Genomic DNA, 18,971 nt, shown 5'->3' with positions numbered 1-18,971 from the left:
AATTTATTAAGTCCCCTTAAAGTAGTCAAACTTCACTTTATCCCTCCTTTTGAACCAAAGTCTACGATCCTTATGTCCACTTCATAATTAATATCGGCTTTACTGAAAACTTCGTCCCATTTATTCTTATTTTTCTCCCAAAACTTTGGATGCTGATTTTCCACATACCGATACAAACCTGCTACCCCTGTTTTATAATCATGCTGTAATTTATATACGATTTTCTTTACATCCTTTTTCACTTCATCCTCGGCAATACGCTCAATCTCTTTTATATAGGCTTTTTCAAAAGAATCCTCCTTACCATACCAATCTTCCGAAAGTCTTGCTGTATACCCGACCTTAATATTGATCGTCAAATGATCACCGTTCAATTCCGTCGTGATTTTCCTCCTTGTCCTATTGATCACTTCAACACTTAAAGGCTCATCGTGTTGGACCGCTTCGATTACTCCACCCTTTACCTCTCCGTTCAGCCAATTTAATGCAGCAATATCTTCATCATTCATGACCCCGACCAACTTTGAATTGTTGATCACCCCTGCACCCTCCAAAATTAATTTTCCACCCCTAATATCAACGGCCTGAATGGCAAAGCTTCCATCTGACTGTAAATTTGAGGATGCTTTGCCCAGTGTTAAAGGCGGAAGTATCTTATTCGTTCTGTGCTCATTATCTTTCAATTCATAGATTACATTCGAAGGGATCTCCCCATCTTCGGATCGTCCCAATATTCTTTCGTCGGTCTCTTCGTTAAATAAACATGACAGCTTCTCCTTGTATTATTATCGCGTATTGACTGATTAATGATCGCTTCCATCGGGATTTTCCTTAATACATCTTCATTAATGAGGATAATACGCTGATGATTGGTTAATACCGTATTGGTTATGAGTAAAGAATCCCTAATTGCTTCATGAAGTGTTTTGGCACTGACGGTAACATTTTTATATTTTAGTTGGGCCTGATTCTCCTGACCACTATTTCCTGGAGGCACCAGAATTTGCTGTGTTAACATGATTTCGTCATCCTTTTTGCCTTTATCGATCCCCACTCCCACCACAAGGGATAATTCTTCTATATTTTCACTGTCCCAACAGCCTGTAAGCAAAGGAATAAGCAAGATCAACCATAATCTTTTCATCCGCTTCTTCTACTCCTTTTCACTTGAACGATTATGAATGTAATAATTGGCAAGCCAATCAATATAACCGGAAAAAGATATCCAAGTAAATCACTCATTTTAAAAATGTCAATTATATCTTTAGGGATTTTGGCCAGAAAAAAAACGATAGGAACCAAAACAATGAGGTTCGTTGTATATGAATTGCTAAATATTTTCGTCATCCCTTCTGCTGCGAAGTAATAGTAAATCGCATGTGTTAAAAAAAACTGAAGAATCCAGGTGATTAAGAGAAATAACTCCATACGCTCTAAAAATATCCCTGTTACTTCAAAGGACTGAATAAAAGAAATGGTTGGCCAAGTAACTGCTTTGACTTCCGGGACAGTCAATGTAGCTACTACCAATATATATGTAATCACATACAAAATAAGCGGGATGAAAAACCCGATTAAAACGCCACTTCTTACTTTGTTTTGATTTTTAACGACGCCAAACAAAAAGATGAAAAGTTCAATTCCAAAAAAAGACAAAGTTCCGGAACCCATTCCTTTCATGATAGGGAGAAATCCTTTCGCAAGAACAGGCTGGAGGTTTTTTAATTCTACTACCCTCAGACTGAACAAATAAATGAGCAAGACGATGACGATTGTCAAAGGGAGAAAAAAGACACATGCCTTTGCTATGGCTTTTATTTTGCCTGTCAAAAGATGGACACTCGCTAAAATCATGGTAAGTATCACGATCTCAACCGGGGTTTCCTCCAACAAATAAAAGCGGACCATTTCACTCATCGCAAGAACTTCAAAGCTGGCCACGCCTATAAAGTACACCACCACGACCAACCCAATAAGTTTGGAGAGCCATTTTCCATAGGCCTCCTCCATGTATGTGTAATAGTTAGCGACCTTATGTTTTTTTAACAGAACAACCAATAAGCATATCAAAAGGGCAATAGCGATCCCATTTAAGATCAAGACGATCCATCCATCGCTCAATTGGATTTTTTCCGTTATCGTCCTTGGAAGCGTCAGCATTCCAATTCCTAACATGCTGCAAGAAATGATCACAGCCAATTCGCCACTAAGAATTTTGCCTTCGGATTGACCCAAGAGAATTCCTCCCCTTTTTCCGTTTCGGTAACCGTATGAAAGCATCCCTCCAGGTCTTTTTACCGATAAAATCCATTGGTTGAAAATAAGGTTCTTGGAAGCTCGTCAATTTTGACAAATGGCTGATAACGATGATAAAGAATAATGTAGTTCCGTATAAACCTAAAACGGCGGCAAAAATCATCGCCCCGAACCTTAATGCCCTGAACGCCAGTCCAAAGCTATATTGCGGGACCGTAAAAGAGGTAATCGTCGTGATCGAAACGATTATGACCATCAGGGAACTTACAATATTGGCTTGAACTGCCGCTTGTCCAATAATGACTCCGCCAACCAATCCAACCGTTTGACCAATGGGCGATGGGAGCCGAATACCTGCTTCGCGAAGCAGTTCAATCGTCAATTCCATGATGATAGCTTCAACAAACGGCGGAAATGGCACGTTCTCCCTTGTACCCGCGATCGTCATCGCCAGTTCTGACGGAAGCAATCCAGGGTTGAACGAAACCAAGGAGATATAAATCCCTGAAAGAAATACGGTAACAAATAAAGATAAATAGCGAAGTATACGTAAAAAAGAACCCGCTACCCACCTTTCATAATAATCATCCGGTGACTGCAGCAGCATCGTGATCGTCGTTGGTGCCATCAAAGCAAATGGCGATCCGTCAACCATGATGACCACCCTTCCCTCCTGCAATGCAGCCAATACTTTATCCGGACGCTCCGTATTTTGGATTTGCGGGAAAGGGGTTAACGCTGTATCTTCAATTAATTCCTCAAGCATCCCCGAGTCTTGAAGATCAGTAGCTTTCACTTCATTTATCCGTTTATTCACTTCTTTTAGCAAAGAATCGCTAGCTTTTCCTTCATAATAAATCAACGCAACTTCCCGTTTTTCCATCGTCCCGAACTTCTGTTGTTGGACGATAAGGTTGGGATGGTTCGAATATTGCCTTATCAAACCGATATTTTCTTGAAGACTTTCGATAAACCCAAGCTTCGGTCCCCTGACAACCCTCTCTGTTGAAGGTTCACCCAGTGTACGAACTTTTTCCTTTTCCAGATTCAAGACATAGCCATTTACAATTCCATCTAAAAATAAAAGCGTTTTCCCGTCAAAAATATGCTCTTTAGCTGTTTCATATGTTTCAACATCATCCTGTTCCCTGACTGAACAGATTTTGGAAATGACCAGCTGTTCGATAGAAACCCGATGCCTGGTTTCAACCTGGGCAGCCGATAGATCCAGGACAATCTCATTGAATGCACGATAATCCATCGTTCCATTGACAAATACGAATAAACCCGAAACTTCATAATCGGGAATGAATATCTGTTTAAATACTACATCATCCTGCATATCCAATTCAGATTTCAATTCTTCCTGCTTTTGATCCAATTTAATATGCAAGGGTTTACTTTTCATGGTGAACTCCTTTGGTTAAATAGGTTTTTATTTATTCAGTTTCCTCTATTTACAATTTTTTTATGCGACAGGAAATGAAGGTAGCTTTTACACCAATTTATTTAATGAATTTCCTTTCTGAAGCGAGCAACATTAACATCCAAAAGGGTTAATTTGTAATTAAATTGCAAATGCTAGGATAATAAGCTTTAGTGTAGAGGTGACAACATTGTTTAACCGCAGAACGTTCAAAAAAAAGCCCCATAAACCCAACGAAAAAAATGATGAATTAAATAACGTTTCAGAAGTAAGGGACCTATTCAATACCCTATCTTTATCCAATGATTTCATAAACCATCAAGGAACATATAATGGCATTGGCTATTGGGTCTCTTTTTATCGCTCGTTGATTGATGCACAGGTACTTCATGAAAGTGTTCTTTCCGTCATACCTACTCTGGAAACGATAAACTTGGAGCAAATTAAAGAAAACGTACCTATTGAAAACACACTGATCACCAGTACCAAGGTTGTAATCGAAAAAAGGATCATGAGAGGCGAAATTGCACTTCGGTTAGATGGAAATCTTGATGAATGCCTATTAATCAATGTTGCGGCCCAACAAGGAAGACAAGTTGAGAAACCTGAACTTGAATTTGGCATCATAAGTGCACAAGAAGCATTTGTCGAGGATCTTGATATCAATCTTAATTTAGTCAGAAAAAGGCTTCCTATCCCTGAATTGCAAGTAAATGAAATGACTGTGGGCTCTCTGTCTAAAACGAAAGTGGCCGTTTTATCGATAGAAGGGATCGTTGATCAGGAAAATGTTGATAATGTTATCCAAAGGATCAATGACGTAGAGTTTGATGAAATATTGGACGGGTCCTATCTGGCGCAAATGCTATATGATAATTCAAATACCTTGTTTCCCCTTTTCCTTAATACGGAAAGGCCTGATCGCATCGCAAGTGCCTTGGCTGAAGGCAAGGTAGCCCTGTTAGTCGATAGGTCGTCCTCTGTACTTATTACTCCAACCATTTTGTTGGAATACTTTATCACGATGGAAGATTATAATATGCCTTGGATTCCGGCATCGGCATTCCGTTTATTAAGGATATACGCCGTCGCTTTTTCTATATTTGCCACTCCCATTTATGTAGCCGTGCTGACGTATCATTATGAACTGATTCCTAAAGATCTTTTGGAAACGATCGTAACTTCAAGGAACTTAATACCTTTTCTGCCTTTAATCGAAGCATTATTCCTGGAGATTTCCATTGAGTTATTACGGGAAGCGGCTGCCAGGCTGCCAATAAAGGTAGGTCAGACATTAGGTATCGTCGGCGGTATCGTTATCGGTCAAGCCGCTGTAGTAGCTGGTTTGACCAGTAATATCTTATTGATCATCGTTGCCCTCTCGGCATTGGCATCATTTGTTACTCCCATTTATAAAATGGGGAATGCCATTCGGCTGCTGCGGTTCCCCTTTTTAATCGGTGCCCAAATTTGGGGGCTGCTCGGCATTACCATATCAGCCGTGTTTTTGATGACCCACCTTATCAAATTAACGTCAATGGGACACCCGTACCTTGAACCGATATACCCATTTCGCATGCCAGATTGGAAAGACAGCTTTGTTCGGCTTCCTTTCAATCTTTTCAAATCACGTCCTGTAAATTTACGACCAGATGATAAATCCAGACAGCCTCAACCAAAAAAAGCAAGAATCAAAAAAAATGATTTTAATGAATGATCTAAATGAGGGTCCCATATGAACCAAGCTGGTGTTAATGAAAAGTATAAAGTGTCACCGTTCTATGCGTTTTTTTTAGTGCATTCCATGCAAACGGGAGTAGGCGTTTTAAGTTTTCAAAGAGTTTTAGCGAAGACAACGGGAACAGATGGCTGGATTTCGATCCTACTGGCCGGCCTGATCGTCCATATAATGATTTGGGTCATATATAAAATCTTCAGTATCGTTCCTGGTGATATCATTTCTGCAAATAATCAAGCATTCGGGAAATGGATGGGAAATTTCTTCAGCCTATTATTCATTCTTTACTTTTTTTTCCTCGGGATGACAGTCATGATTAGCTATATAAATGTCATACATGTATGGATGTTTGAAGAGGTACCATCTTGGGCTTTTTCAGTGGTCTTCCTAGTTTTGATTTATTATATTCATACGGGAGGATTCCGAACAATTACAGGTATTGCCTTTTTAAGCGTCCTTTTGACATACTGGCTTTTATTTGTCCTATTCTATGCCATGAAATACTCTGAATTCACCAATTTGCTTCCTGTTTTCCATCACACTCTATTGGACATATTGAAAGGAACCAGAGGTACTTCATTGACGCTGCTTGGTTTTGAAATGATCGTGATGTATTATCCGTTCATCAAAAATGCTAAAACTTCACAAAAATATGCCCATTGGGGGGCCTTAACGACAACCTTAATAACCGTATTCGTTTATTTGGTTTCACTTGTTTTTTATTCACAAAAACAGTTGGAACTGACTATATGGCCGACATTGTCAATGACCAGCGTTGTCGAATTGCCCTTTATCCAGCGATTTGAGTATATAGATGTTTCTTGGTGGGCCATCATTATCATACCCAACATGACCATCGCCTTGTGGTCAGCAAGCAGAGGTTTCAAGCGCTTGTTCAATGTTCAGCAAAAATATCCATTATGGGGGATGTCGATTATTATCCTGCTTACCAATATATTTATTTTTGATATCGATTCCCTCTATATATTGAATAAAATAATCGATCCATACGGCGTACTCTTTATTGCTTTATACTTGCCTCTTCTTTTGGCCATCATCTATATAAAGAAAATGAGGAAACGTATATGAGAAAATTATTTCTTGTTATCTTGGCTTTGCCCCTCCTTTGCAGCTGTGCCGAGCCAAGAGTGGTGGATGAAGTCAATATGTCCCAGGCCATTGGCTACGACATACTGAAGAATGATAATGTCGAAGGAATGTTCGTCATCCCTATCTTCCAGCAGGACATGATGGGTAAATATCAAATCTTAAGCGGAACATCGACGACAACAAGTGATGTCCAGGCTGTCGTTTCCAAAAAAGCGGATAAGCCGGTATTGCTTGGACAGACACGCATCATTTTATTCAGTGAGAAAATGGTTCGGGAAATCGGAATGACAGAACTGACCGATTATCTCTACCGTGAACCACAACTTGGAAACAGGGTCATTTTGGCCATCGTTGAAGGAAAGGTCAAGAATGTCATAAATTCGAAACCATCAAATACGAATGTGAATATTGGAATTTTTTTATCAGGTTTGATCAATCAACAAATTGAAACAGGTAATGGACCGGATACTAACCTCCATCTTTTTTTAAGAAACTCTCTAGAAGATGGCGGCGATTCGTTTCTTCCTTTATTTAAATTAATCAATAATGAAGTTTCGGTTTCTGGAGCCGCCCTATTTCATGAAAATAAGATGGTCAGCAAAGTCCCCACGGATGATATGTTCATCTTCAAAACATTAGTTCAACATCATAGGCGGGGAATATATAAATTCAAATTAAAAGACAAGAGAAAAAGCGATATTGTAGTGGAAAGTATCCGAAGCGGTTCAAGTTATGAGGTATCCAGCTCAGAGAGAAATCCCTCGATCACGATCAAGATTAAAATTAAAGGACAAATCAAGGAATCCATGCGAAGTGAAAACCTTACCAATAGAAAGATGATAAAAAAAATTGAAAAGGAAATGGAAGCTGATATAACCAAGCAAGCAAACCGTCTTATGAAAGATTTTCAGGAAAAATCCCTTGATCCGATTGGGCTGAAGGAAAAATATCACGCCAAAAATAAAAAATTGACCTATGAACATTGGAAAAAGATTTATCCGACAATGGACATTAATATAGAAACCAAAGTTAACATCATCCAAACCGGGGTCTCAGAATGATGAATTATCGATATGCCATTTAGAAATCTTCATCCGATTGGAAAAACTACATTCATATTAAATTGCTGGTGAACAGCTCAGTTATTTAACTGCATGGCTAGCAGATGCTTTTGAAACAGCAAGAATTGTGGTTAGCCGGATAAATGAATCTGATTATCTACCTATCGTCGTTACATAAATAACAGGAGCTGACTATATGAAAACACCTATGAAATCGATCATCACTGCCTTAGTATTAAGTATAAGTTTAATCGCAGGATACTCATTTGCTTCCGCAGGTAACGAACAAGATGAATTAAAATCGGATAAAGTGACCTTTTTTGGGTCCCCAACTTCTGCGATTTCCAGTTCAGTTGCTGTGCCTCAAAGTTATAACCGGTTATTGTTTAGCGGAACGGTAGCTCCTCTTTTAAACAAGGATGGGAAAACCACTTATGAGAGATATGGCAATACAGAAAAGCAGGCAATCGGAATCTTAGAGAAATTAAAAGCAGATTTGAAAACAAAAGGACTTTCCCTCGCTGATGTAACCTATCTGCGTGTGTATGTCGCGCCAGATCCAAACAAGGGAAGTACGCCAGACTATCAAGGTTGGTTCGATGCTTACGCTCTTTTCTTTAATACAAAAGAAAATCCAGTGAAAACAGCTCGTTCAACAGTAGGCGTTGAAAGTTTGGTTTCGCCGGATTTCCTAATTGAGATTGAAGCAGAAGTAGCCTATAAAAATAACAGCAAGTCAAATAAATAGAAGATAGATGTGTATGGTCATGAATCAACATATTGGTGTTCCAGCCACTCCGGAAAACCTTTGAATACCCAAAGAGACAGGAAATTATTCCTGTCTCTCATTTGTTTTAATCAATCATGAAAATTCGTTCCATCCGTCACTTCTTTGACAATGCCTGCATTGATGACGAAGTCGCCGAAATGCTCTCCTTGCTGACGGTCTTTTGCATAACGGGAAAGAAGTACACGCAACTCTTTTAATATCTCTTCTTCACCGATGTTTTCACGGTACATTTTACTTAATCGGCTTCCGTCGAATGCCGCACCGAGATACATATTATATTTACCAGGTGCCTTACCGATAAAACCAATTTCACCGAGTGCATGCCGGGCACAGCCATTCGGGCAACCAGTCATACGTATCGTGATTTCTTCATTCCTCAGGCCGTTTTCATCAACGATGGCCTCGATTTTATCAATCAGAACCGGCAAATAACGCTCTGCTTCGGCCATTGCCAACCCGCATGTCGGAAGCGCCACGCATGCAATCGAGCTGCGTCTGAGCGCCGAATGATGTGCACCATCCGTCAAAACGTATGTTTCAAGCAATTCTATGATTTTTTTCTTTTTCTGGCTTGACACATCTGCAATGATCAGGTTTTGATTGGCAGTCAATCGGAAATCACCCGTATGGATCTTTGCGATTTCGCGCAAACCGGTCATCAGCTTGTAATCATTGATATCGGCAATTCGGCCACCCTCGACAAATAGTGTAAAATGCCATTTACCCTGCATGCCTTTTACCCATCCATAGCGGTCGCCATTATTATCAAAATGGTAAGTTCTTGCTTCCCCTAGCTTCCATCCTAGACGATTTTCCAGTTCAGCTTTTACCGGTTCGAGCCCAAGCCTGTCAACCGTATACTTGAACCGGGCATTTTTCCGTACGGATCGGTTTCCGTAATCACGCTGAATCGTAATGATTTTTTCAGCCACATCCAGTATTTTGTCTGGCTGGCAAAAGCCGATTACCTTGGCTAGTTGAGGATATGTCGCCTTGTCACCGTGGGTCATTCCCATACCGCCGCCGATCGCCACATTAAAACCAACAAGTTTTCCATTTTCAACAATTGCTATGAAGCCAAGATCTTGGGAGTAGACATCAATGTCATTGGATGGCGGGACCGCAATGCCTATTTTAAACTTCCTTGGCAAATAAAGCTTTCCGTACATTGGTTCGACTTCCTCCAATTCCGGAGTAGCGACAACTTTTTCTTCATCCAGCCAGATTTCATGGTACGCCCTTGTACGCGGCAATAGATAATCACTCAATTTTTTCGACCATTCATATACTTCGGAATGGATTTCGGATTGAAATGGAATCGAATTGCACATTACGTTTCGGTTTACATCCCCGCATGCAGCGATTGTATCCAACATGGAAGCATGGATTTCCTGAATGGTTTTTTTCATATTCCATTTTAAAATACCATGCATTTGAAACGTCTGCCTTGTTGTCAATTTCAAGGTTCCGTTACCGTATTTCTGGGCAAGGTCATCCATAACAAGCCATTGAGAAGGCTGTGCAACCCCGCCGGCCATGCGGACACGCAACATAAATTGATAGGCAGGCTCCAGTTTTTGTTTTTGACGCTCATTACGTAGATCCCGATCATCCTGCAAATAGCTGCCGTGGTGTTTCATCAGTCGATTGTCATCATCCGGAATACCGGCGCTAATCCGATCCTGCATCACTTCTCCAAGTGTACCTCGCAAATAATCGCTTCTTTCTTTAATTTGCTCAACATCACTTGGCGGGCCTGCTGGTGCTTTCAATAGTGGGTTCACCATGTTGTTATCTCCTTTTCTTCCAAATTTCAATACACATCACGTTGATAGCGTTTATTCTGTTGCATATCTTCAAGATAAGCTTGCGCATCAGCATGGCTCATATTGCCTTCTTTTTCAATGATCTCAATAAGCGTATTATGGACATCATGTGCCATGTTTTTCTCGTCACCGCAAATGTATACAGCTGCCCCTTTTTGAAGCCATTCGTATAATTCCGCGCTTTGCTCGCGCATCCGGTCTTGAACATACACTTTTTCATCCGTATCGCGGGAAAAGGCCACATCCATTTTCGTAAGTACACCTGTTTTCAACCACTTTTGCCATTCAGTTTGATATAGGAAATCCGTCACGAAATGCTGATCGCCGAAAAAGAGCCACGTTTTCCCTTTCGCTTCCGATTCTTCGCGATCCTGGATAAAGGATCTAAACGGGGCAATGCCCGTTCCCGGTCCAACCATGATAATTGGCGTGTCTGGGTTCTTTGGCTGCTTAAAGTTCTGGTTATGCTGAATGTAAATGGGCAGCAAGTCCCCTGGCTGTAATCTGTCCGCACATAAAATCGAGCAGACCCCTTTTCTTTCCCGACCATGACTTTCATACCGGACAGCTCCGATTGTCAAATGCACTTCGTCCGGATAGGCGGATAAGCTACTCGCAATCGAATACAGACGGGCTGGCATTTTCCGAAGGATCGATACAAACTCTTGCGCCGATTCACCCCATGAACCAAAATCACGGACAAAATCAAGCAAATCACGGCCTTCTCGATATTCTTTCAACCCTTCTTCATTACCAGGCTTTAAAAGCTCCTTTAAATCCTCGTTACCAGAAAGCTGTGCCGCTTGTTCAATGAGCGATTTGGTCAATACCGTTATTTCAAAGTCGGAGATGAGCGATTCCCTAAGCTGACGAAGTTCCCCCTGCTTATTGACCTTCACGGTTTCTTCAGGATCCCAATCCAGTTCCATAAGAAGCATATCCACTAAATCCGAATCGTTTTTCGGATAAATGCCAAGGCTGTCACCAGGTTCGAATGTAAGGCCTGAGCCCTCAAGAGATAACTCAAGATGATGAGTTTCTTTATTGGAGCCACGGCCGTTCAAATTTATATTTTCCAACACTTCCGCTTTAATCGGATTTGTTCTCGAATAAGAAGTTTGTTCACCTACAGAAGCTTTTGCTGCGGGAACTGCAGCAGCAGAACCGACTTGCCCTTCACTTAAACTGGAAATGACTCCTTCCAGCCATTCGGAAGCAGGCTCATCATAATCAAGGTCACAGTCCATTCGCGGAAATAACCGTGTCCCCCCAAGTTCCTCCAAGCGTTTATCGAATTGTTTTCCCGTTTCACAGAAAAACTCATATGAGCTGTCCCCAAGCGCCAATACCGAATAGCGGAGACCCTCAAGGCTTGGTGCCCTCCTGCCATGAAGGTACTCATGGAAAGACAATGTATTATCCGGCGGATCACCTTCTCCATGCGTGCTAACGGCAATCAGAAGATTTTCGATTTTTTTCAAATTGTTGACTTTAAAGTCACTCATGGAAGAAATGGTAACCTGAAAGCCATTACCCTCAAGCTTACTCGCCGCATTTTCTGCCAGCCCTTGAGCATTGCCCGTCTGTGAACCATACAGGATGGTCACTTCTTTTGATATTGTCTTCCCGCCGCCTTGAGCTTCCAATACCGGGGCGTCGGCTGAACTTGAGTTCGAAACTGACAAAGATGCAGTCAGATAACCGCTCAACCAAATTTTTTGTGTTTCGGTCAAGCTTGGCAGCAGGCTGTTAAGGAGTTCTGCTTGCTCTTGATTAAAGGGACTGTTACTTACCTGAAGTTGCACGATTTCCACCTCACAAAGGAATATTAACTTATCTTAGTTGATTATTATGTATAACGAGTGGGTTTAAAAATTTTATTTCGATCCATAAATTAATTAACTCGTTTACTCCTATAGACCAAGTCGGTTTTAACTGCAAAAAAAATGAAAAATACAGTTATATAGGTTCATAGCACGCAACAAAGGACAATAGCTTTCCCAGCCTATACTCTTCCTAAAATAAGTTTCTCATTAAAACTTTACTGGAAGGTACATCATTAGTAAAATATATATAATTTATTATAACTATTAAGAATATTAATAATAAGGAGAAATTTCTATGTACTATGATGCTTTAAAAACATTTGTGACCCTTGTGGAAGTCAAGAATTTTACAAAAACAGCAGAAATTCTTCTTATGTCGCAACCAAGTGTTAGTTTACATATTAAAAAATTAGAAGAAGAGTTCCAAACCAAATTATTCCTCCGTTCTCCTAAATTTTTGAAAGTCACCTTAACGGGAGAAATTCTTTACGACCGGGCGAAGCAAATGATTACAATCTATGAACAGACCAGACAAGACATACAGGAACACGATAGGTCCATCAAGGGCGAATTAAAGATAGGTGCAAGTTTTACAATAGGAGAGTATATCCTTCCTTCTTTACTCATCGACCTTCAAGAGGAATATCCTGAACTTGAACTTCAAGTGGTAATTGGGAACACGGAAGAAATCGTTCAAGCCGTTCGGCTATACAAAGTGGATATTGGTTTAATCGAAGGTCAAACGAACGAAAAAGAGCTTTCTGTTCACCCATTCATGCAAGATGAGCTATTCATTGTGTCTTCTAACAATCATGGACTTGCTAATAAAGACGATGTGGAGATTACTGATTTACATGACCAAGCATGGGTAACGAGGGAAGTTGGATCTGGTACAAGAGAATACCTTAATCATGTCATACGTTCAAATGGTTTGAAAATTAAATCGATACTCACGATAAGCAGCAATCAAGGAATTAAAGAAACACTTATAAAAAACGGATCAGGGCTGGCCCTGCTTTCCCGAAGTGTCATTGAAAGGGATGTACAAAATAAAATCCTTTCTATCATTCAGGTAAAAGATGAATCCTTTAACAGGACACTTTCTTACGTCTATTCCCCCATTATGAAAGATAAAAAAAATGTAAAGACTTTTATAACTGAATTAAACAAAAAGTGGCCCATGAAAGCAAAGCCGATAGGATGATCATTGCAAAGAAAGCTATTCCAAAGATGGAGTTACTAACACATGTTTTTTGATCTAATTTGTGATTTTATTAAACAATCATAAGCCTGATGACCGGGAACATCGGCTTTATTATACTTAATAAGAAGTCTCAGTAAATCCAAACTTGTCATTCTCATGTACATTAACTTATAAACAATTGGGTATACGAATAAATAGAAGATTGTATAGATAAAAAATAATATGGGAGCGGGTTTTATGAATATTGAGATTAAAGAAGCAGCGATTGAACAACTATTAAAAGTGAATTATAAGGAGAATGAAGGTATTCGTATCGAAGCCATTTATGTTGGGAGCTGTTCAATTTATGTGGAACATGAATTGAAAATTGATAATAAGAACGAAGATGATGAGAGATTTATAATTGCTGGAGTCCCCATATTAATTTCAAGTGAGTCTAAAAAGCATCTTCCGGATAAAGTCTTCCTCAATTACAGTGACGGACTTGGATATAAATTATATTCAGACGATGAAACATTGAGGTATAATCTCCAATTGAAGAGAGTGAATTAAAAAAATGAATATAGTAAAAAGCCCTTCTGTTTCAGTAGGGCTTTTTTTGGTCATACTTAGAGAATTTTTTATCGGCATTTACCTAGAGGGATTTTATTTCCCATAGGATAGCACTGCACTAACTGCTCCATTACCAGGAAAATGCTTTAACAAGTACTTTTATCTATTCTATTAATTGTTTCACTGTTATTTTACAAATTAATACTGACCGAAAGTTTAAAGAATGATTGTTATTATTCTTCCACTCTTCTGGACTCGAGGTGCCGCTCCAGCTTCCTTTTTACCCGCTGAAGTGCATTATCGATCGTCTTTTTTTGAACATTCAGTTCCTTTGATATTTCTAAATAAGTTTTTCCTTCCAGGTACAAGTCCACAACACTGCTTTCCAACTCACTAAGGACTTCGGTTAAAATTAGCTCAATATCACAAATTTCTTCTGATTTTATTAAGATCGTGACTGGGTCATTTTGTCTCTGTTCAGGGATTAGATCAATTAGACCCTGTTCCGACTCCCCTTGATGGATAGGCATATACAATGAAACATAATTATTTAAGGGAGAATGCTTTTGGCGAATAGCCGCTTTAACGGCCGTTATGATTTGTCTTGTAATGCACAGTTCCGCAAATGATCTGAAAGACGCCTTTTTGCAATTTTTGTAGTCTCGAATGGCCTTATATAGCCCAATCATCCCTTCCTGAAAGACGTCTTCCTTATCTCCACCCGTTAAAAAATACTTCAATGCATTTGATTGAACGACACATCTGTATTTATTGATTAAAAAGTCCAGTGCATCCTCATCACCATTATGGATTTTCCCTACCAACATTGCATCTTCCATATGAGTATAGTTTTCCATACGTTTCTTCTCGATGATTACACTCATTTATTTTCCTCCACTCACTTAATTGAGCCCCGATATAAAGAACGCATTATTACTTCAATGTATTAAAGTGCATTCAATATTATAATATCTCAGAAATGACGATAATGATATTCGCAAATAACGACATTTTTCAACAAAATCCAGATATTTATAACTAGAAACTTTCAGTCAGCTTTAATTGATTGGGTAAAGATTTCGTCATTATAGTCGTTTTGTTTAACTCCTTTATCATTGACGGATATAGTTGTACCGGTGGTTGTGGTAATTATGGTGGGGGTTCAGCATATGGCGGCTTACAAATAGCATGATTATAATAATAATCTTAAAGTACTATTCTGCACTAATGATTTAATAGAGCCTAATCAAAAGGAGATGAAAGAATCTATCCTACCTTCATTAGCTTTAGATGGAAAAATAAGGGTTTCATTTAAAACATCGTCTCTAAATTAGCTGATTTCATTTAAACCCTTCTTTCGCAAAATAAAAAAGCACCCTTCAAAGGATGCTAAAACATATTATTAACTCAGTCATAAAATGGAGTACTGGATTTAATTATTCGCCAATGTCCCGGTATGTAGAAGATCCTAACTTAAGCATTCATAAGTCCTTAAAGCGGTGGATTTTCCACTCCTAAATGAATCCAATCTTCTTTTGGCGGTCCATAAACCCCAGAAGGTTTAATTCCTGCTTGACGCATCAGAACCGTAACTTGTCCGCGATGATGAACAATATGCTTGATTAGCCCCATAAGGATGGAAGCATTTGTTTCCTGTCTTCCGAACGCTTCTTGTATTTGTCCCAGGGATTCGTCTGTCCATTGTTGTTCAATAATTTTGGCTGCATGAGAACTTACATTTTTAAAAGTGATGGCAATTTCGCGGGCTGAAGATGGAACATTTTCCGAACTTTCTATCCGGTCTATCTTTAACCCGAAATGAGCTAGATAATCTGGAATGTTCGTCGTGAAATGCCACACAATCCTTCCTAAAGTGCGACCTTCAGGATAAACTTGTTGTTCTAAGGATTTATCAGTCAAACTATCCAAGACATTTTGAGTGAGTATGGCTTCTTTATTCCATTCTTTAATAAAATCTGAAATTGAAATATACATATAATACCTCCCCTATTTCGATTGATAATTACTTAAAGTACATTATAAAACATATGTTCCCTCATTACAAATTCCTCATTAAACATGCAATAAATAATATCCATTCTAATTGGAAAACCATTGCTTTTGCTTTGTACTGGCCGCCTGGAAGTTTCGGTTACAAGTTTCCAAGAAAAACTGTTGAACTGTACTACCTCTTCTGCATTTTAATCCTTTAAGTCCAAAAAAGTATACTCATTTCAAGAGCTGAAATGGTTAACCCTGTTTAAATCGAATACTTGACGTCTAAGTTTGTGACTGCAATTTTATGAATGCGGTACTCTACAAATATTCCTGCCACTAGCTATACACAACAGGAATCGCTACTTTATAATAGGGGGAAATCATGTTATTAATATATATAAATTAATATATATAAATTCAGTATTGGTTAGGAGAAAAGCCATGCAAAATAAGCTTAGTATAGGAGAAATGGCGAAGTTGCGAGGTGTAACCGTAGATACGTTGCGCCATTACGATAAAATTGGATTGCTAAAGCCTTTTCATATTGACCCCGAAACTGGCTATCGTTATTACTCCATTTCCCAGTATGAGGTTCTCGGAACGATCAAAGAGTTAAGGAGCATCGGGTTTTCCTTAGAAGAAATCAAGCAGTTTCTTACGGATCGCAATGTCAAAAAGTCGGTTCAATCACTTCAAAAATCAATGGCTAATATACAGGAAGAAATTAAGAAATTGCAAGGTATCCATAATATTTTGATGACACGATTATACAATATTGAACATTTCACAAACAGTTACAGCAATTCGGATATCGTGATAAAACAATTTGAAGAACGGGAATACATCCAGCTAGACAGATCGGTAAGTTGGGCGGATACAGAAAATCTTTATTTTGGATATTTGGAGCTCGAAAACAAGATTGGTGGAATCATCCCTGCTTTGGCCAGCAATAAATTTGGAGATTTCATCAAGAAAGAGTATTTTGATGAAATTCGTCAATCATCTGACTTTTCCGCTAACCTAAGTGACTATCAATCTCAATCATTCATTCTTGTTCAGGGTGAGGAGTCAGAGCAACCAACCCAAAAAATTGAAAATGGGCTATTTTTATGTTCCTATTATGGAGGACTCACAAGGGAGAAAATGCTAACCCAGCTAAAAAAGCAACTCCATTATTGCGATACTCATGACTATATTATTACCGGTGACGCCTTTCGAATTATGCAGGTTGACGTTTCTCTGACCGATCAATATGATGAAGCTTATTATGAAATACAAATTCCGATTCAAGAAAAAGTAACAAGTGAACAGCCTTCGAAATGAAAGTATTATCATTTCGAAGGCTGTTTTTTTGTATCGAAGCTATTTACTCTCGTGTTAGACGAGACTTTATAATGGATTTATACATATTGAATGGAGTGATGCATTCCTAAATGAAAACAGCAAACTTTTATTTTGAAAAATCATTTTGTTCTAAGGAGTGATACCTTTTATTAAAAAGTGTGAAATCAAAAAGACAAGGCCATGTTGTTCCTTGCATTATGCTACTCTTCTTTACCAACTCCTCTGTGCGGCCGATTGGAGGACAGGCAATTATGAAAAAATGGTTAAAAGCATTCAGTCAGAGCTCAAGTTGTATCCGTTCACAAGTAGTTACTATTTATATTGGTTATCCTTAAATGAATCCAGACAAATAACCTTTCCATTGACTGAATTTACGGAATTTTAAATTAAATAATCCGAATAATCCGCTTATTCACTAAGTGCACATTAATGAATGTGTACGATCGTTAGTAAAAAATTCACAAGGAGGATTGATTAATGGAAAATACGAATTCACCAACTCTTAAACGTACTCTTACTTTGAAGTATGTCGTCTTTTTCGGATTGGCATTCATGGCTCCAAAAACGTTTTTCTCAACATATGGGGTTGCTGTAGACAGCACCAGCGGGATGATGCCAACGGCTTATGCCATTGCTTTAGTTGTCATGTTATTTACAGCTTATAGCTATGCCCAATTAGTGAAAGCGTTCCCAAAAGCAGGAGCAGCATATACGTTTACGCAAAAATCTATAAGTCCACATATAGGGTTTATCGTTGGTTGGACAATCATCATTGATTATATATTTAGCCCGATGATCAGCGCCCTAATCGTCGGAATTTCATTGAAAGCTTATTTTCCATCCATTCCGATGTTTGTTTGGATTATTTTATTTATTGTGATTATTACTGCTGTCAACATCCTTGGCATTAAATTAGCAGCGAAACTTAATACGTATATGCTTTTCTTACAATTTTTATTGTTTGCACTATTTTTTATTTTGTCCATTAAAGGTCTTCTTGAAGGAAAAGGAACAGGGACATTATTTTCCACCGTTCCCTTTTATGATCCTGAAATTAGTGCACCGGCTCTCCTATCTGTTATCCCAATTCTATGTTTTAGCTTTTTAGGCTTTGATGCAGTAACTACTCTGTCAGAGGAGACGAAGGATCCTACGAGAACTTTGCCAAAAGCGATCTATTTCATAACGATGATTGGCGGATTTTTATTTATCACAAGTTCTTATTTTGCACAACTAATTTTTCCAGAGTTCCATTCTTTCACTAACCCTGAATCCGCCTATTTAGAGATCGCGATGTATATAGGCGGAAACATTTTTGTGAGCTTCTTTGTAGCTGTGGGGCTAACTTCCACCACTGCTTCAGCCGTTGCATCGGGAACGAGCGCCTCTCGTATTTTGTATGCGATGGGAAGGGAAAATGTATTGCCGAAAAAAATCTTTGGCTATCTATCACCGAAATACCGGACACCTGTGTTCAATATTTTACTCATTGGCGGGATTGCATTAAGCGCTCTTTTCTTAAATCTAACGACAGCTGTATCACTTATTAGTTTTGGTGCGTTATTCGCCTTTTTCTTTGTGAATCTTTCAGTTGTTTCTTACTATTTTTTTCAAAAGAAACAGAGATCTTTTAAAGGAACGATTCAATATTTGATTATCCCGCTTATTGGAGCAGCACTAATTGGATTGTTTTTCATAAATCTAGATAAACATTCACTAATACTAGGTGGAACTTGGCTTCTTATCGGATTTATTTATCTATTAAACTTAACGAAAATGTTTAGGCAGCCGCCTCCTGAGCTTGCCTTTGAGGAAGCTTAATAATAGAGCTATAAAAGAA

At 38.9% G+C, this 18,971-nt stretch carries 16 protein-coding genes; 8 read left to right on the top strand and 8 right to left on the bottom strand.

Annotated elements, in window-relative coordinates:
- Positions 1-32: 32 nt before the first annotated feature.
- The 4 genes from AC1DIV_RS01435 to AC1DIV_RS01420 are packed head-to-tail and all read right to left on the bottom strand — an operon-like array spanning position 33 to position 3,664.
- Positions 33-731: a Ger(x)C family spore germination protein gene (locus AC1DIV_RS01435; RefSeq protein ID WP_477575659.1), complete on the bottom strand. Its 699-nt coding sequence runs from the start codon at positions 729-731 to the stop codon at positions 33-35.
- A complete protein-coding gene (locus AC1DIV_RS01430) occupies positions 692-1,144 on the bottom strand; it encodes a Ger(x)C family spore germination protein (protein ID WP_477575657.1) in 453 nt (150 codons plus the stop codon). The genes AC1DIV_RS01435 and AC1DIV_RS01430 overlap by 40 nt, the downstream gene beginning before the upstream one ends.
- Positions 1,141-2,235 (bottom strand): GerAB/ArcD/ProY family transporter, encoded by a 1,095-nt coding sequence (locus AC1DIV_RS01425; RefSeq protein ID WP_340876297.1) that lies wholly within the window; start codon positions 2,233-2,235, stop codon positions 1,141-1,143. Before AC1DIV_RS01425 ends, AC1DIV_RS01430 begins: the two co-directional genes overlap by 4 nt.
- Positions 2,207-3,664: a spore germination protein gene (locus AC1DIV_RS01420; RefSeq protein ID WP_340876296.1), complete on the bottom strand. Its 1,458-nt coding sequence runs from the start codon at positions 3,662-3,664 to the stop codon at positions 2,207-2,209. Before AC1DIV_RS01420 ends, AC1DIV_RS01425 begins: the two co-directional genes overlap by 29 nt.
- A gap of 208 nt (positions 3,665-3,872) precedes the next feature.
- On the opposite strand from AC1DIV_RS01420, the gene AC1DIV_RS01415 reads away from it, so the two are divergent.
- The 4 genes from AC1DIV_RS01415 (at position 3,873) to AC1DIV_RS01400 (ending at position 8,339) form a co-directional block, all read left to right on the top strand.
- Positions 3,873-5,399 (top strand): spore germination protein, encoded by a 1,527-nt coding sequence (locus AC1DIV_RS01415; RefSeq protein ID WP_477575655.1) that lies wholly within the window; start codon positions 3,873-3,875, stop codon positions 5,397-5,399.
- Positions 5,400-5,417: 18 nt separating this feature from the next.
- The gene (locus AC1DIV_RS01410; protein WP_048680650.1) at positions 5,418-6,509 is read left to right on the top strand and encodes a GerAB/ArcD/ProY family transporter; all 1,092 of its coding nucleotides are present in this window, start codon (positions 5,418-5,420) and stop codon (positions 6,507-6,509) included.
- Positions 6,506-7,591: a Ger(x)C family spore germination protein gene (locus AC1DIV_RS01405; protein ID WP_340876293.1), complete on the top strand. Its 1,086-nt coding sequence runs from the start codon at positions 6,506-6,508 to the stop codon at positions 7,589-7,591. The genes AC1DIV_RS01410 and AC1DIV_RS01405 overlap by 4 nt, the downstream gene beginning before the upstream one ends.
- A gap of 196 nt (positions 7,592-7,787) precedes the next feature.
- The gene (locus AC1DIV_RS01400) at positions 7,788-8,339 is read left to right on the top strand and encodes a RidA family protein (RefSeq protein ID WP_340876292.1); all 552 of its coding nucleotides are present in this window, start codon (positions 7,788-7,790) and stop codon (positions 8,337-8,339) included.
- A 110-nt stretch (positions 8,340-8,449) separates the two neighbouring features.
- On the opposite strand, the gene cysI is transcribed toward AC1DIV_RS01400, so the two are convergent.
- Positions 8,450-10,168 carry an assimilatory sulfite reductase (NADPH) hemoprotein subunit gene (gene cysI, locus AC1DIV_RS01395; RefSeq protein ID WP_477575653.1) on the bottom strand — a complete coding sequence of 573 codons (1,719 nt, stop codon included), beginning with the start codon at positions 10,166-10,168 and terminating at the stop codon, positions 8,450-8,452.
- Between the two features lie 26 nt (positions 10,169-10,194).
- Entirely contained in the window at positions 10,195-12,012 is a 1,818-nt protein-coding gene (locus tag AC1DIV_RS01390) for an assimilatory sulfite reductase (NADPH) flavoprotein subunit (RefSeq protein ID WP_340876289.1), read from the bottom strand.
- 316 nt (positions 12,013-12,328) lie between these two features.
- Between AC1DIV_RS01390 and AC1DIV_RS01385 the strand changes: the two genes are divergently transcribed.
- A complete protein-coding gene (locus AC1DIV_RS01385) occupies positions 12,329-13,237 on the top strand; it encodes a LysR family transcriptional regulator (RefSeq protein ID WP_048681546.1) in 909 nt (302 codons plus the stop codon).
- A gap of 237 nt (positions 13,238-13,474) precedes the next feature.
- The gene (locus AC1DIV_RS01380; protein ID WP_048681548.1) at positions 13,475-13,789 is read left to right on the top strand and encodes an iron-sulfur cluster biosynthesis family protein; all 315 of its coding nucleotides are present in this window, start codon (positions 13,475-13,477) and stop codon (positions 13,787-13,789) included.
- A gap of 233 nt (positions 13,790-14,022) precedes the next feature.
- Here AC1DIV_RS01380 and sigH read toward each other — a convergent pair whose 3' ends face one another.
- Together sigH and AC1DIV_RS01370 are read right to left on the bottom strand one after the other, a co-directional pair.
- A complete protein-coding gene (sigH, locus tag AC1DIV_RS01375) occupies positions 14,023-14,673 on the bottom strand; it encodes an RNA polymerase sporulation sigma factor SigH (RefSeq protein ID WP_063591239.1) in 651 nt (216 codons plus the stop codon).
- A 607-nt stretch (positions 14,674-15,280) separates the two neighbouring features.
- Positions 15,281-15,784: a DinB family protein gene (locus AC1DIV_RS01370; protein ID WP_340876286.1), complete on the bottom strand. Its 504-nt coding sequence runs from the start codon at positions 15,782-15,784 to the stop codon at positions 15,281-15,283.
- 444 nt (positions 15,785-16,228) lie between these two features.
- Here AC1DIV_RS01370 and AC1DIV_RS01365 point away from each other — a divergent pair, with 444 nt between their 5' ends.
- Both AC1DIV_RS01365 and AC1DIV_RS01360 read left to right on the top strand, forming a co-directional pair.
- Positions 16,229-17,110 (top strand): MerR family transcriptional regulator, encoded by an 882-nt coding sequence (locus AC1DIV_RS01365; RefSeq protein WP_323599527.1) that lies wholly within the window; start codon positions 16,229-16,231, stop codon positions 17,108-17,110.
- A gap of 498 nt (positions 17,111-17,608) precedes the next feature.
- A complete protein-coding gene (locus AC1DIV_RS01360) occupies positions 17,609-18,952 on the top strand; it encodes an APC family permease (RefSeq protein ID WP_340876283.1) in 1,344 nt (447 codons plus the stop codon).
- The last annotated feature ends 19 nt before the right edge of the window (positions 18,953-18,971 follow it).

The sequence above is a fragment of the Peribacillus sp. 05N428 genome, assembly GCF_056397085.1.
Note: the sequence above shows the minus strand (reverse complement) of the source record. Positions and strands in the feature narration are given on the sequence as shown.

Coding starts and splice junctions, on each gene's coding strand:
- AC1DIV_RS01430 (WP_477575657.1), bottom strand. CDS start 1,144: ATGAAAAGATTATGGTTGATCTTGCTTATTCCTTTGCTTACAGGCTGT.
- AC1DIV_RS01420 (WP_340876296.1), bottom strand. CDS start 3,664: ATGAAAAGTAAACCCTTGCATATTAAATTGGATCAAAAGCAGGAAGAA.
- AC1DIV_RS01410 (WP_048680650.1), top strand. CDS start 5,418: ATGAACCAAGCTGGTGTTAATGAAAAGTATAAAGTGTCACCGTTCTAT.
- AC1DIV_RS01405 (WP_340876293.1), top strand. CDS start 6,506: ATGAGAAAATTATTTCTTGTTATCTTGGCTTTGCCCCTCCTTTGCAGC.
- AC1DIV_RS01400 (WP_340876292.1), top strand. CDS start 7,788: ATGAAAACACCTATGAAATCGATCATCACTGCCTTAGTATTAAGTATA.
- cysI (WP_477575653.1), bottom strand. CDS start 10,168: ATGGTGAACCCACTATTGAAAGCACCAGCAGGCCCGCCAAGTGATGTT.
- AC1DIV_RS01385 (WP_048681546.1), top strand. CDS start 12,329: ATGTACTATGATGCTTTAAAAACATTTGTGACCCTTGTGGAAGTCAAG.
- AC1DIV_RS01380 (WP_048681548.1), top strand. CDS start 13,475: ATGAATATTGAGATTAAAGAAGCAGCGATTGAACAACTATTAAAAGTG.
- sigH (WP_063591239.1), bottom strand. CDS start 14,673: ATGAGTGTAATCATCGAGAAGAAACGTATGGAAAACTATACTCATATG.
- AC1DIV_RS01370 (WP_340876286.1), bottom strand. CDS start 15,784: ATGTATATTTCAATTTCAGATTTTATTAAAGAATGGAATAAAGAAGCC.
- AC1DIV_RS01365 (WP_323599527.1), top strand. CDS start 16,229: ATGCAAAATAAGCTTAGTATAGGAGAAATGGCGAAGTTGCGAGGTGTA.
- AC1DIV_RS01360 (WP_340876283.1), top strand. CDS start 17,609: ATGGAAAATACGAATTCACCAACTCTTAAACGTACTCTTACTTTGAAG.